A 13436-nucleotide genomic window follows, 5' to 3' on the forward strand; every position below is an offset into this window, starting at 1 on the left:
CGCCCCGCGGCAGTCGTGGTTTCGCTTTTCGTACTGCCGCACGACCCGCGCCCGCCGGGGACGGAATCGACACGCCGTGAGACCGAGGTATGGCGGCGGGTGAGTCGCGCTTCGGTGAGCCGGTAATCTGAAGCGAGCAAGCACACGGGCGCGGCAGTGCCCGACGCCGAGGCGTGCTCTCACTACGAGTCTGCGGAGGGAGCAGCCATGCGCAACCCGCCTTTCGACAGCGACGACCTGGCCGCGACCGAAGCGTTCCTCAACGACGCCTACACGCGAGTGCGGATCGGCAACCACGGCGCGCGCCGGGTGCGTGCCCGTATCCGCCGCGCGGCACTGGGCACGGTGAACTTCGACCAGCTCGATCTGGGATTCGACATGACCTACGACGCCGAACCGCTGGGTCGGGTGTGCCTGGTCACCGTGCACTCCGGCCGGGTCGAGCAGCACCGGTCCGCCGGTGGCTCCGACACTTTCGCGCCGGGACAGACCGGCGTACTCACCACCCACGACCTCCCGTTCTCCGGTGTCGTCCGGACCAGCCGCTACGACATCACCCTGTTCGACCCGGTGATCCTGGACCGGTTGACCATCGCCGAGGGCGGCGGCCGGGTGCGGGTGAACGGGCACCGGCCCATCAGCCCCGCGGCCGGGCGGCGACTGCGCCGGGTGCTCACCCACCTGCAACAGATCGCCGCCGACCCCGAAACCGCGACCAGTCCGCTCACCGCCGCCTCGGCCGCGGACTACCTCGCCGCGACGGTCCTGGCCACCCTCCCGACCACGGCCGCGAGCGAACCCACCGGCACCGACCGCCGCGACGCGCATCCGGAGACCGTGCGCCGCGCCATCACCTATCTGGAGTCGCACCTGAGCGAGAAGGTCGCCATCACCGACGTGGCGGCCGCCGCCTTCGTCACGCCCCGCGCCCTGCAACTCGCGTTCCGCCGGCACCTCGACACCACGCCGCTCGAGTACCTGCAGCGTCTGCGCCTGGCCGCGGCCCACGAACAGCTCAGGGCCGCCGCGCCCGGCGACGGCCAGACCGTCGCCGCCGTCGCCCGGCGCTGGGGCTTCCCCCACCCCGGCCGCTTCGCCACCGCCTACCGCCGCCACTACGGCCGCACACCGGGCCAGACCCTGCGCGACTGAGCACCTGTGTGCCACAGCGGAGTTCATCGAGTTCCACGGCGACATCGCCCGCCCCGACGTGCGGCCCGGACGCCTCGGTGACAACGACGGCGGCGACCGGGATACATTCCCGGTCGCCGCCGTCGTCTCGGGTCCGGAGCCCTACTACTCGCCCTTGCTCCGGTCCTCGTCGTTCTGTTCCAGCGCCTTCGCCAGTTCGGCACGGAGCCGCTGAACCGTTTCCTCGTCCCCGGCGTCACCGGCCGTGGTGATGTCTTGTCGCAGTTGCGCGATGATGTCGTGCGAGACCATGAATCCTCCGTTGCAGTCGGGACCTGTTACCGCGAGATCATCGCGAAGCGCCGCGCTTGCCGGTGACCAGACCGACGAGGAACAGCAGAACCACCGCGCCGACGATGCAGGTGAAGAAGCTGAACCACAGCCCACCGCCTTCGACGTCGACGCCCAGGAGTTTGAGCAGGAATCCGCCCAGCAGACCGCCGATCACACCGACGACGACATTGAGCAGGATTCCTTGCTGGGCGTCGGTCTTCATGATCTTGCTGGCGAGCCACCCGGCGATGCCGCCGATGATGATCCAGCCGAGGATACCGAGACCGAGCATGGCTTCTCCTATCATCCACAGGTGCAGGCGAGCACCCCACGCGGGCGCTCGCTCGACAGCGACATACCCCGGCGCCACACCGTCAATCAGCGCATCGTGAAACCACACGAAAGAGCCCCGGCCGACGCGTCGCGCCGGCCGGGGCTCCGGGTGGATCAGCGCAGGTCGAACCGGTCGTTGTCGACCACCTTGACCCAGGCGTCGACGAAGTCACGCACGAACTTCTCGCCCGCGTCGCTCTGGGCGTACACCTCCGACACCGCACGCAGCACCGAGTGCGAACCGAACACCAGGTCGTTGGCGGTGGCCGTCCACCGCTTCGCACCGGTGCTCCGGTCGAGGCCCTCGTAGACGTTCTCCGCCGACTCCGCGGCCTGCCACTGCGTGTTCTGGTCGAGCAGGTTGACGAAGAAGTCGTTGCTCAGCACGCCCGGCCGGTCGGTGAACACACCGTGCGCACTGCCCCCGTAGTTGGCGCCGAGCGCGCGCATGCCGCCGATCAGCACCGTCATCTGCGGGGCGGTCACGTCGAGCATGTACGCGCGGTCGAGCAGCAGCCGCTCGAGCGGAGCCTTCTCCCCGGGGCGCACGTAGTTGCGGAACCCGTCGGCGCGCGGCTCGAGCACGTCGAAGGTGTCGACGTCGGTGCTGTCCTGGGAAGCGTCGGTGCGGCCCGGGTGGAACGGCACGGTGACGGCGTGGCCGGCGTCCTTGGCCGCCTTCTCGACCGCCGCGGAGCCGGCGAGGATGATCAGGTCGGCCAGCGACACCTGCTTGCCACCGGTGGCGGAGGTGTTGAAGTCCTGCTGGATCCGCTCGAGCACCTCGAGCACCTTCGCCAGTTCGCCCGGCTCGTTGACCTCCCAGTTGCGCTGGGGTTCGAGCCGGATCCGGGCACCGTTGGCGCCGCCGCGCTTGTCGGTGCTGCGGAAGCTCGCCGCCGAAGCCCACGCGGTCTTCACCAGCTGCGCGACCGTCAGCCCCGAATCGAGCACGGTGCTCTTCAGCGTGGCGATGTCCTGCTCGTCGACCAGCGGGTGATCGACCTCGGGCACCGGGTCCTGCCACAGCTGCGGCTCGGCCACCCACGGGCCCAGGTAGCGGCTGAGCGGGCCCATGTCGCGGTGCAGCAGCTTGTACCAGGCCTTCGCGAACGCCTCGGCCAGCTCCTCGGGGTGATCGAGCCAGCGGCGGGTGATCTTGCCGTAGGCGGGGTCCTCGCGCAGCGCCAGGTCGGTGGTGAGCATCGTCGGCGTCCGGGCGGGGCCGTCGAACGGGTCGGGGACAAGTCCTTCGCCCGCACCGTCTTTCGGCTTCCACTGCCAGGCGCCGGCCGGGCTCTTGGTGAGTTCCCACTCGAACCCGTACAGGTTCTTCAGGAAACCGTTGCTCCACTGGGTCGGTGTGGACGTCCAGACCACCTCGAGCCCGCTGGTGATGGCGTCCCTGCCCTTACCGGTGCCGTGGGAGCTCTTCCAGCCCAGGCCCTGCTGCTCGAGCGGCGCGGCTTCGGGTTCGGGGCCCACCAGGTTGGGGTCGCCCGCACCGTGGGTCTTGCCGAAGCTGTGGCCGCCGACGATCAGCGCCGCGGTCTCCTCGTCGTTCATCGCCATGCGCCCGAACGTCTCGCGGATGTCGTGCGCGGCGGCCACCGGATCGGGCCTGCCGTTGGGGCCTTCGGGATTCACATAGATCAGGCCCATCTGGACCGCGCCCAGCGGACCCGACAGCTGGCGGTTGTCGCCGTAGCGCTCGTCGCCGAGCCAGGTGTCCTCCGGGCCCCAGAAGACTTCCTCGGGCTCCCAGACATCGGGGCGGCCGAAGCCGAAGCCGAAGGTCTTGAACCCCATCGACTCGAGGGCCACGTTGCCGGTGAACACCAGCAGGTCGGCCCAGGAGATCTTGTTGCCGTACTTCTGCTTCACCGGCCACAGCAGACGACGGGCCTTGTCGAGATTGGCGTTGTCGGGCCAGCTGTTGAGCGGGGCGAAACGCTGTGCGCCCTGCCCGCCGCCGCCGCGTCCGTCGGCGATCCGGTAGGTGCCCGCGGAGTGCCAGCTCATCCGGATGAACAGGCCGCCGTAGTTGCCGTAGTCGGCGGGCCACCAGTCCTGCGAATCGGTCAGGACCGCGGCGACGTCGGCCTTGAGCGCTTCGACGTCGAGCTGGGCGAATTCCGCGGCGTAGTCGAAGTTCTCGCCGAGCGGGTTGGATTTGGACGAGTGCGCGTGCAGTACCGACACGTCGATCTGCTCGGGCCACCAGTCCTGGTTGGACAACGGGCGGTGCGGCTGCGGCTGCGGCGAGGGGATCGCCGGGTTCTCGCTCTCGCTGGTGCTCTGGGTCTCGGTGTCAGGATTGGGTGGGCGGCTATCGGAGGTCACGATATTCCTTCCTGGACGGGGTGGTGCAAAAGTGCGAGCAGAGTCGTGTCAGGTGGACGGTGGGGTCGCGCAGTCGGGGCACAGGCCCCAGTAGATGATCTCGGCCTCGTCGATTGCGAAGCCTAGGTCGTCGGAGGCGGTCAGGCAGGGCGCTTCGCCGACGTGGCAGTCGACATCGCCGATCGACCCGCATTCGCGGCAGATGACGTGATGATGGTTGTCGCCCACCCGCGATTCGTAGCGGGCCACCAGGCCGCGCGGCTGGATGCACCGCAGCAGACCGGCCGCGGTGAGGGTGCGCAAGGAGTCGTAGACCGCCTGGTGCGACACCGCAGGCAGGTGCGCGCGCACGGCCCGGATGATCGAATCCGTGTCGGCGTGCGGGTGATCCTCGACTGCGCTCAGCACCGCCACACGCGGTGCGGTCACGCGCAGCGAAACTCCCCGCAGCATCTGCTGGAACTCCGCGTCGGTGGGCACGGTCGTAGTCTTCCCCGCTTTCTTGAATCAGTCAAGTATTTGCTGGAACCGGTTCGTCCACGCAGCAGCACGGTCGCAAATCCCACAGGTTCCCGTGGTTGTGGGACAGAATGTGGCGATGCGCACATTTCCCAGGATGTTGCACGCCATTGTCGCCGGGGTTGTGATCGTCACCGCTGGTCACGGCGTTGCGGCTGCCGCGCCCACGGGCAGCGCCGACCATCCGCTCCTGCCATGGGCCGCGCACGGCCCGGACGGTTTGCAGGCCGCGGGCGCCGCCCTGGCCGACGGGTTCACCGGAACGGTCCTGTGGTCGCGCGAAGCCCACACCCCGGTCCCGATCGCCAGCATCGCGAAGGTGATGACCGCGGTGGTCGTCATCGCGAGCGGCGACCTCGAACGCCCGGTCACCGTGCCCCAGGAGGCGATCGGCTATTGCGCCCAGCACAACGGCAGCACCGCCGGCCTGGCGCCCGGGGAGGTGCTCACCGCACGTCAGCTCCTCTACGGGCTGCTGCTGCCCTCTGGCTGCGACGCCGCCTACGCCCTGGCCGAATCCTTCGGCCCCGGCCAGGGCGGATTCCTGGCCCGCATGAACGACACCGCGCGCGTGATGGGCATGGGCGGTACCCATTTCGCCGACCCCAGCGGCTTGCCTACTCCCACCGACCACTCCACCCACTCCACCCCGGCCGCCCTGGTCGCGTTGGCGGTGCGCGCGATGGCCCTGCCGGTGTTCCGTGAGATCGTCGGCGCCCACAATTTCCACGTGCCGACGGGCCCGGCCAACCAGGAACACCACTGGCGCACCACGAACCGGCTGCTGCAGGAGTACCCCGGCGCCATCGGCATCAAGACGGGCAACACCAACGCCGCCGGACACTGCTTGCTGTTCGAGACGGTCCGGGCGGGCATCCCCGTGATTGGGGTGGTCCTCCACAGCTCCGACCACAGCAGCGCCGCAGCCAAGGACGACGCGGCACGCATGCTCGACTGGGCCTACGACCCGATCCTGTCGGTGCTGCAACCCGCCGGAAACTGATCGGTCTCAGCTGATCCCGGGCACCTGCTCGGCGGCGACCGGCGGGGGCGGTGGGGTGCCGTCGCCGAACGGTTGTCCGCCCAGTTCCTCCCGGTGGTGCGGAGTGAGCCAGTTCGACAGGTCCGGCCCCACCGGCACGATCCCGGTGGGGTTGATGTCGCGGTGCACCGCGTAGTAGTGCTCTTTGATCTGGCCGAAGTCGATGGTGTCGCCGAAACCGGGCGTCTGGAACAGGTCTCGGGCGTAGGCCCACAGCACCGGCATCTCGCTGAGCTTGCTCCGGTTGCACTTGAAATGCCCGTGATACACCGGATCGAAGCGGGCCAGGGTGGTGAACAGCCGCACATCGGCCTCGGTGATGGTGTCGCCGACGAGGTAACGCTGGGTGCGCAGCCGATCGCTGACCCGATCCAGTGCGGCGAAGAGCCGTTCGTAGGCGGCGTCGTAGGCGTCCTGGTCGCCGGCGAAACCGCAGCGGTACACGCCGTTGTTGATGTCGCGGAAGACGTCCCGGTTGATCTCGTCGATCTGCTCGCGCAGCGCTTCCGGGTACAGCTCCGGCGCGCCGGATCGGTGGTAGGGGACCCATTCGGTGGAGAAGTCGAGGGTCATCTGCGCGTAGTCGTTGGTGACGACCTCACCGGTCGCGATGTCGACCATCGCGGGCACGGTGATGCCGCGCGGGTAGTCCGGGAAACGGGCCAGGTAGGCGTCACGCAGGTAGTGGATGCCCAGCACGGGATCGACCTCGCCCGGGTCCAGGTCGAAGGTCCAGCTGAGTTTGTCGTGGGTGGGCCCGCACAGGCCCAGTGACAGCACCGGTTCGAGCCCGAGCAGCCTGCGCACGATCAACGTGCGGTTGGCCCAGGGGCAGGCTCTGGCCGCGACCAACCGGTAACGACCGGGCTCGACGGGGTAACCGTCACGGCCGTCGGCGGTGATCCGCGTGGTGATGTAGTTGGTGTCGCGGCGGAACTCGCCCGGTTCGACGTAGCTGCCCGCACCCGCATCGGCATCGCTCACCCTCTCAGTCTCGCACATTCGCCGACGGCGTGCTGTAGGCTGATGACCAGAAATCGAGTTCCGGTCACTACGGCGAGGGAGTGGAATGCCGCGTCCGACCGTGCCGGATCGCCGAGGTCGCATCCTCGCCGCGGCACACGCGCTGATGCTCGACAAGGGGTGGCCCGGCACCACGGTCACCGACATCGCCGCCCGCGCCCACATCGGGAAAGGCGCGGTGTACCTGGAGTTTCCGAACAAGAACGCCGTCCTCGCCGCCGTCCTCGACGACCGGATGCGCGAGATGACCGCGCAGGTCCACCGCCGAGTCCTCACCGCACCGGACCTGGTCGACCTGCCCACCGTCTACCGCTTCGGCGTCGAGGCGATGCTGGCCGATCCGTTGATGTGCGCGCTGTATCTGGGTGATCAGGCGGTCCTGGGCGACCACGTCCGCGCCGTCACCGACGACCGCTACCGGCAGCGGCTCGGCTGGCTCGCCGACTACATCGACCGACTCCGCGACGCCGGCGTCATCGACCCGGCGGTCGACCCCGACACCGTCGTCCGAGTCCTCAGCGTCTTCACCCTCGGCCTGGTCCACGCGCCCGCCACGTTCGGCGCGACCACATCGGAAACCTTGTCGGCCACGGTGGCCCTGTTCGCCGATCTCGTCGGCCGGGGATTGGCGACCGACCTCCCCGTCGACCCGCACGCGGCGCGATCGGCCCAACTGGTCCTGCTCCAAAGCCTGTCCACGCACCTCGAGTCACTCAGGGACCCGACATGACCGACGCATTCGCCACCCACACCGATCTGACGGTCTCCGGCGGCCCGGTGCGCCTCTACCGCGCGGGCGACTCGGGCCCACCGCTGCTCCTGCTGCACGGCGGCATGCTCGACACCGCCCAGGGCGTGTGGCGCCACGTCGCCGCGGACCTGGCCACCGACTACCGCGTCCACCTCATCGACCTACCCCGCCACGGCGGCAGCCGCCCCTGGCACGGCGTCCTCGACGACAAGTTCTTCCGCCGCTTCCTCGACGACCTGCTCGACACCCTCGACCTGCCCCGCGTGGCCCTGATCGGGCTGTCGCTGGGAGCCGGCATCGCCACCGGCTACGCCCTCGACCACCCCGACCGGGTCACCGCGCTGATCGCCACCGCCCCCGGCGGTCTCGGCGCCACTCGCAAGGCGCAGTCGCTCACCTGGCTGCTGCTGCGCACACCCGGGCTCCTGACCTGGACCAGCCGATACCTGGCCCGCCGACCGGCCATGATCCGAAAGTCAGTGCGCACCAACCTCACAGCCGGCGAACACACCCACGACTTCGACACCATCGTCGACACGGTCACCGCGGAGGCGAAGGCGAAATCCGAGCACGGCGAACCAGTGATCGACGACTGGATGGTCCACGCCTACGGCCCCCGCGCCATGCGCCTGAACCTCATTCCCGACCTCCCCACCCTGACCGTCCCCACCCTGTGGCTGCGCGGCGATCGAGACCCCCTCGTCGGCCACCCCGAACTCGCCGCCGCAGCCACCGCCACCCCGAACAGTCGCCTCGCGACCATCCCCGACGCCGGCCACATCGTCACCTACGACCAGCCCGCCGAGTTCACCCGCCTGGCCCGCGACTTCCTGACCGCCACCCTGGATCCCGCACAACCGTAGAACGCCGGCGCATCCGGGATCGCGCTACGAAGCGGAGCCCACCTCGGGCCGCCCCTAGGCGAGGATTTCGACGTATCCGTCCGTACCGTTCACCCGGATGCGCTGCCCGTCGCGGATCAGTTCGGTGGCATGTTCCACGCCGACAACGGCGGGGAGGCCGTACTCCCGGGCGATCACCGCGCCGTGGGTCATGAGTCCGCCGACCTCGGTCACCAGGCCCGCGATGGCCACGAACAGTGGAGTCCAACTGGGGTCGGTGTAGGCGGTGACCAGAATGTCGCCCGCCTCCAGATCGGCCTGGGCGATATCGGAAATCACCCGGGCGCGACCTTCGACCGTCCCGGTGGACACCGCCATCCCCGGTAGCGCTCCCGTCGGCAGGTCCTCGCGTCGATAGGCCCCGGTGAGCGCCTCGCCGTCGGAGGTGAGCACCCGAGGCGCGGTGAGCGACTGATAGGCGCGGAACGCGTCCTTTCGCTCGTCGATGAGCTCCGCGCTCGCCGAACGCGTCCGCATCACCTGCCGGAGTTCGTCGAAACTGAGGTAGAAGATGTCGTCGGATTCGTCGAGCACCCCGGCCGCGACAAGGTGTCCGGCCGCACGCAACAAACCCTGCTTGTAGACCTGATAGCGACTGACCATCGCGTACTTCGGGTACTCGCGGTACCCGGAGAAGGTGCGCACCCGGTCGATCATCCGGGCGGCCTCGTCAGCCTTGCGCTGCCCGTCCGGCAGCGCGCGCAACCGTCGCAGCAGCCGCTGTTCGGTCTGCTCGGCGTCGCGCAGTCCGTCCTCGAATCGCCGCCGCCCGGCGCCGGGCTCGAAGTTCTTGATATTGCCGAGGATCGTCGGCACCAGGGTGGCGGGATTCTCACTCCAGCGCGGTCTGGTGATGTCGATTTCGCCCACACAACGCATCCCGTACCTGTCGAGAAACTCCTCGATCGCGGCGCGCGCCGCCCGGCCGCCAGGGTGTTCGACCAGTTCGTCGAGGAACGCGCCACCGGCCGGTCCTGTTTCCTCGACCTGCCGCAACCAAGCCACCACCGCCGGATACGGCCGGATCGCATCGGCGACGTCGAGCAGTGCCAATCCCATTTCCGAGGTCACGTTCCGGGGCACCGATTGCAGGAGCGCATCAGCGGCGTTCTTCTCGCCCAACCACTCTCGCAGCCGATCGTTGAGCCATTCGGTCGCCGCCATCGCCGCCGTGATCACCTGCATGCTCCGCGGATCGAACAGCACCCGCCGCAACTCTTCGATGTCGGCCCGGATGAAATCGAGCAGCGCTGATCCCGACCGGGTTCCGATGTCACGTTTCAGGACGGCGAGTGAGGCCTCGCTGTCGGCGATCAGTTCGGTGACGAGGTCGGGATCGGCCTCGAGCAGCGGGGCAGTGGCGCCCGTTGGCGCGGGAGCCGAACCCTGTTCCAACGCAAGGAAATCATCGCGATCGAGTACGGTTCGCAACGCATCACCGATCAGCGGATCGGACTTACCGAGTGCCTCCACCATCCCGGCGCGAGTCGCCGCTGCCGACAACGCGCCGGTCGCGTCGACGAACAAACGTCCGCCCGCGTCGCGCATCGGCGCCGGACTGGTCAACTGCCAGAACGAGATTCCCAGCGGCTTCATCGCGTCGGTCATCATTTGCTGATGCCCGACCGACACATACACGCGGTTGCGCGAGTCGTCGGCCCGCGGAACAGGAAACAGTGTCGTGATCGGCCGACTCTGCACGATACGCACCGCATCACCGTCCAGGCACCATTCGATGTCCTGCGGGCTGCCGAAGTGCGTCTCGATACGCCGTCCCAGCCGCGCGAGCCGCAGCACCTCGGCCTCGGAGAGCACCCGTTGGTTCTGTCGTTCCGGGTCGATCGCACCCACCTGCGTCCCACCGTCGGCTACCGGCTCCACCGCGAGCTTCTTGGTGGCGATCGTTGTGTTGATGACGTCGTCTCCACGCACCCGGTAGACATCGGCGTTCACGATCCCGGAGACCAAAGCCTCACCGAGCCCGAACCCGGCGTCGATGGACACCACCGTTCGATCAGAGGTCACGGGATCGGCCGTGACCAGCACACCCGCCGCGCGCGGGAACACCATCCGCTGCACGACCACCGCCATCCGGATCCGCTGCTGCCCGAACCCGTTTCGCAGCCGGTAGGTCACGGCGCGTTCGGTGAACAGCGACGCCCAGCACCGGCTGACATGCTCGAGGATCGCCGCAGACCCCACCACGTTCAGGTAGGTGTCCTGCTGGCCGGCGAAGGACGCGGTCGGCAGATCCTCGGCCGTGGCGCTGGACCGCACCGCGTACGCGCCTTCGGTCCCCAGCCGCGCATGCGCGTCGCGGATCGCGTCCGCCACGTCCTCGGGAACGACGAGTTCCTCGATGGCACGCCGAATCCGCGCGCTCAGCACGCGGATCCCGTCCCGGTCGTGCGCCGGTAGTTCCGAAAGCCCAGCCACCAGGTCGGTTATCGACGGCGCCGCCGCCATCGTCCGCGCGAACGCTTCCGTCGTCACACAGAATCCCGCGGGCACCTCCACGCCGTCGATACGCGACAGTTCACCGAGGTTCGCCCCCTTGCCGCCGACCAGGGCCACCTGCGTCCGATCGATTTCCCCGAAGCCCAGTACATCCACCATCCCGCTACTCCTCACCTGGTGATTTCGAGCGAGTATGAACCACGAATCGGCGCCTCATGAGGCCACGGAATCGTGTATAAAGTGAAAGGGGGAAGCAAGCTGGGCGTCAACGAGTTCGACGGGTCCGTCTGCTCCAGTTCAGCGAGAGATTTCCCCACAGACTCGGGGGAGTGCGTTCGGGATCCATCAGGTCGCTCTCGGCCAGCGGACTGTCCTCGTCCGCCACCGTCTCCGGTTCGAATCGCACCAGACTCCGCCCCTCGCCCCGCAACGCCTCGACCGTGCGCAACAGCGACGACGTCTCGGCGAGCGTGGCATCGAACTTCGCCGATTCGACGCCGAGGTGCTCACAGAGCAGCTGCCGCCGGATACCGGTGACGGCCTCTCGCAGCGACTCCGCGTCCACGGTATCCGGGGTCACCTCCACCGCCAGATCGCATTCGGTGTCGAAACCCATCGACCGATTGTTCAGATTCGACGACCCCACCCGCAGCAACCTGTCGTCCATCACCAGCACCTTGGCATGCACGTAGATCGGGATCCCGGCCTCGGTGACCGGGTAGTACACGCCGAGCCGATGCTCGGTGTCGGCCTGCCACAACATGTGCAGCAGGCGCCGCCGCGCCCCGTCCATCGCCTGCTGCTCCAGCCAGCCGTCGGCGTGGCGCGGCAGCACCAACACGATCTCCGGCCCGTTCGGCTCCCGCAGCCGCGCCGCGATCGCCTCGGCGAGCTTGCGTGAGGCGAGGTATTGACTTTCGATGTAGAGCCACCGGGTGGCGCCCGCGATCGCCGCCAGATACAGCGCCTCGACCTCGCGGACTTCGGCCCGCCCGGCGAGCTCGGGGGAGGTGCGGGCGATACCCACGTCGACCGACCGCATCGTCGGCGCCAACCCCGACGGCCACGGCGTCTCCCCGGCATCGTCGACCGGCGCCAATTTCTGCCCCGTGGCCGCCTCCCACCTGCTCCGGGCCAGCTCACCGATCGCCCGCGCCGCCGCACCGTCGACCGCGGTGGTCGCATCGTGCCACGGCCCGTACGGGTTGCCGTTCGGTTTGATCCGGAACTGGTTGTCGTCGCTGTGCGCACCGGTGTCCCAGCGATCCACGGTCATGTCGATGCCGCCGCAGAACGCGAGCGCGTCGTCGATCACGACGATCTTCTGATGATGCGCTGCCCCCACCGGATGCGCACCGTCCATCTCGAAGCGCAACCGCCGATCGGTCAACCAGTTGACCACGAAGATCGGCGTCATCCCCCGACTGATCGCGGTGAACGCGCCGATATTCCATTTCAGCAGGTAGATGTCGAGATCGGGTCGTTCTTTCGGCAGCCAGGCCAGGAACTTCCCCAGCCGGTCGGGCCCCTCCAGCGTCTTGCCGTGCGGTTCGAATTTGATCCGGGTGTCGAAGTCCCAGCCGATCAGCACGATGCGCTTGCGTGCCCGCAACATCGCCGACTTGGCATGGCGAAAATAATCCGCTGCGTCCACGATGCAGGCCAGCCGATCAGCCCGCGCGATCTGCCAGCACGTCTCGCCGGGAATGAGGATTCGTTGCTCGTCGCTCATGCGCAGTCAGTTCCCTCGTCCAGCCGACATCCGTTCCCACAGGTGAACGATTAACAGTACTGCGTGCGGGTCGGGTCGGGGATCGGCTGAACTCGCGCGGTGTCGCGTCCGCCCGCCACGACCGGACGCACCGCATGATGGAGAGATGGCAGAACAGGTGATCGCATGCGCACACTCCTGATACTGGTGGTCGTAGTGGCCATAGCGCTGATCGCGGGCGACCGGGTCGCGGTCGTGATCGCCCAGAACCAGATCGGCCGCCAAATCGCCGCCGAGTACAACTTGGCGCAGCGCCCCAGCGTCGAGATCGCCGGCTTCCCCTTCCTCACCCAGGCCGCCGCGGGCACCTACCGAACCATCGACATCGGCGTCGGCGACTGGAGCAACGACACCATCACCGTCGCCGACCTCGACGTCACCCTGACCGACGTCTCCGCACCACTGGCCGACCTGATCGACAACCGCACCGCCAACCTGGTCGCGGCCACCGCGACAGCAACCGCACTCGTCCCCTACGACGTCGTGCGCGACTTCGCCCCCGAAGGTGTGGAAACGATCGCCAACAGCCCCGAAGGCCTACGCGTCACCGGAACATTCCCGATAGCCGGCCTCGACGTCCCCGCGACAATCACCGTCACCGTGGCCCCCACCGCCGACGGCATCGAGGTCACCCCGATAGCCGCACAACCCGCGAACGGCGGCCCGACCATCTCCCTGTCCGTCCTACGCCGAACCCTCACCTTTGTCGTCCCCCTGCAACGCCTCCCGTTCGGCGCCCAACTCACAGCCATCCAACCAACCGACAACGGCCTCCACACCACCTCGGTCGCCCACAACGTCCGCTTCTCCGACCTGCCGTGAGTGTCGGAC

The 13436-nt window shown here is 68.4% G+C and carries 12 protein-coding genes; 5 read left to right on the top strand and 7 right to left on the bottom strand.

Going from position 1 to position 13436, the window contains the following annotated elements; all coding sequences use genetic code 11:
* Positions 1–207: 207 nt before the first annotated feature.
* Positions 208–1152, top strand: a complete 945-nt coding sequence (locus tag ACFO5K_RS10445; RefSeq protein WP_378559698.1) for a helix-turn-helix transcriptional regulator — start codon at positions 208–210, stop codon at positions 1150–1152.
* A gap of 144 nt (positions 1153–1296) precedes the next feature.
* Here the strand turns inward: ACFO5K_RS10445 and ACFO5K_RS10450 are convergent, their stop codons facing one another.
* The 4 genes from ACFO5K_RS10450 to ACFO5K_RS10465 form a co-directional block, all read right to left on the bottom strand.
* Positions 1297–1443 carry a hypothetical protein gene (locus tag ACFO5K_RS10450; protein ID WP_378559701.1) on the bottom strand — a complete coding sequence of 49 codons (147 nt, stop codon included), beginning with the start codon at positions 1441–1443 and terminating at the stop codon, positions 1297–1299.
* A gap of 37 nt (positions 1444–1480) precedes the next feature.
* Positions 1481–1756 carry a GlsB/YeaQ/YmgE family stress response membrane protein gene (locus tag ACFO5K_RS10455; protein ID WP_378559704.1) on the bottom strand — a complete coding sequence of 92 codons (276 nt, stop codon included), beginning with the start codon at positions 1754–1756 and terminating at the stop codon, positions 1481–1483.
* Between the two features lie 155 nt (positions 1757–1911).
* Positions 1912–4140, bottom strand: coding sequence for a catalase/peroxidase HPI (gene katG / locus ACFO5K_RS10460; RefSeq protein ID WP_378559707.1), 2229 nt, complete (start codon positions 4138–4140; stop codon positions 1912–1914).
* A 48-nt stretch (positions 4141–4188) separates the two neighbouring features.
* Positions 4189–4593 (bottom strand): Fur family transcriptional regulator, encoded by a 405-nt coding sequence (locus ACFO5K_RS10465; RefSeq protein WP_378559788.1) that lies wholly within the window; start codon positions 4591–4593, stop codon positions 4189–4191.
* A gap of 145 nt (positions 4594–4738) precedes the next feature.
* Between ACFO5K_RS10465 and ACFO5K_RS10470 the strand changes: the two genes are divergently transcribed.
* Positions 4739–5662: a D-alanyl-D-alanine carboxypeptidase family protein gene (locus ACFO5K_RS10470; protein ID WP_378559710.1), complete on the top strand. Its 924-nt coding sequence runs from the start codon at positions 4739–4741 to the stop codon at positions 5660–5662.
* Between the two features lie 6 nt (positions 5663–5668).
* Here ACFO5K_RS10470 and ACFO5K_RS10475 read toward each other — a convergent pair whose 3' ends face one another.
* The gene (locus ACFO5K_RS10475; RefSeq protein ID WP_378559713.1) at positions 5669–6685 is read right to left on the bottom strand and encodes a glutathione S-transferase family protein; all 1017 of its coding nucleotides are present in this window, start codon (positions 6683–6685) and stop codon (positions 5669–5671) included.
* 85 nt (positions 6686–6770) lie between these two features.
* Here ACFO5K_RS10475 and ACFO5K_RS10480 point away from each other — a divergent pair, with 85 nt between their 5' ends.
* Complete coding sequence (locus ACFO5K_RS10480) at positions 6771–7454, top strand: TetR/AcrR family transcriptional regulator (RefSeq protein WP_378559716.1); 684 nt, start codon at positions 6771–6773, stop codon at positions 7452–7454.
* Positions 7451–8338 (top strand): alpha/beta fold hydrolase, encoded by an 888-nt coding sequence (locus ACFO5K_RS10485; RefSeq protein WP_378559719.1) that lies wholly within the window; start codon positions 7451–7453, stop codon positions 8336–8338. Before ACFO5K_RS10480 ends, ACFO5K_RS10485 begins: the two co-directional genes overlap by 4 nt.
* Positions 8339–8392: 54 nt before the next feature.
* Here ACFO5K_RS10485 and rph read toward each other — a convergent pair whose 3' ends face one another.
* Both rph and ACFO5K_RS10495 read right to left on the bottom strand, forming a co-directional pair.
* Positions 8393–10993, bottom strand: a complete 2601-nt coding sequence (gene rph, locus ACFO5K_RS10490; RefSeq protein WP_378559722.1) for a rifamycin-inactivating phosphotransferase — start codon at positions 10991–10993, stop codon at positions 8393–8395.
* A 106-nt stretch (positions 10994–11099) separates the two neighbouring features.
* Positions 11100–12566, bottom strand: coding sequence for a phospholipase D-like domain-containing protein (locus ACFO5K_RS10495; protein ID WP_378559725.1), 1467 nt, complete (start codon positions 12564–12566; stop codon positions 11100–11102).
* Positions 12567–12731: 165 nt separating this feature from the next.
* Here ACFO5K_RS10495 and ACFO5K_RS10500 point away from each other — a divergent pair, with 165 nt between their 5' ends.
* The gene (locus ACFO5K_RS10500; RefSeq protein ID WP_378559728.1) at positions 12732–13427 is read left to right on the top strand and encodes an LmeA family phospholipid-binding protein; all 696 of its coding nucleotides are present in this window, start codon (positions 12732–12734) and stop codon (positions 13425–13427) included.
* The last annotated feature ends 9 nt before the right edge of the window (positions 13428–13436 follow it).

It is taken from the genome of Nocardia halotolerans, from assembly GCF_042650145.1.
GTDB classification, from domain to species: domain Bacteria; phylum Actinomycetota; class Actinomycetes; order Mycobacteriales; family Mycobacteriaceae; genus Nocardia; species Nocardia halotolerans.

Excerpts from the sequence above, each read along its gene's own strand:
- ACFO5K_RS10450 (WP_378559701.1), bottom strand. The coding sequence starts at position 1,443 with ATGGTCTCGCACGACATCATCGCGCAACTGCGACAAGACATCACCACG.
- ACFO5K_RS10485 (WP_378559719.1), top strand. The coding sequence starts at position 7,451 with ATGACCGACGCATTCGCCACCCACACCGATCTGACGGTCTCCGGCGGC.
- ACFO5K_RS10480 (WP_378559716.1), top strand. The coding sequence starts at position 6,771 with ATGCCGCGTCCGACCGTGCCGGATCGCCGAGGTCGCATCCTCGCCGCG.
- ACFO5K_RS10495 (WP_378559725.1), bottom strand. The coding sequence starts at position 12,566 with ATGAGCGACGAGCAACGAATCCTCATTCCCGGCGAGACGTGCTGGCAG.
- ACFO5K_RS10500 (WP_378559728.1), top strand. The coding sequence starts at position 12,732 with ATGCGCACACTCCTGATACTGGTGGTCGTAGTGGCCATAGCGCTGATC.
- rph (WP_378559722.1), bottom strand. The coding sequence starts at position 10,993 with ATGGTGGATGTACTGGGCTTCGGGGAAATCGATCGGACGCAGGTGGCC.
- ACFO5K_RS10445 (WP_378559698.1), top strand. The coding sequence starts at position 208 with ATGCGCAACCCGCCTTTCGACAGCGACGACCTGGCCGCGACCGAAGCG.
- ACFO5K_RS10455 (WP_378559704.1), bottom strand. The coding sequence starts at position 1,756 with ATGCTCGGTCTCGGTATCCTCGGCTGGATCATCATCGGCGGCATCGCC.
- ACFO5K_RS10470 (WP_378559710.1), top strand. The coding sequence starts at position 4,739 with ATGCGCACATTTCCCAGGATGTTGCACGCCATTGTCGCCGGGGTTGTG.
- ACFO5K_RS10465 (WP_378559788.1), bottom strand. The coding sequence starts at position 4,593 with ATGCTGCGGGGAGTTTCGCTGCGCGTGACCGCACCGCGTGTGGCGGTG.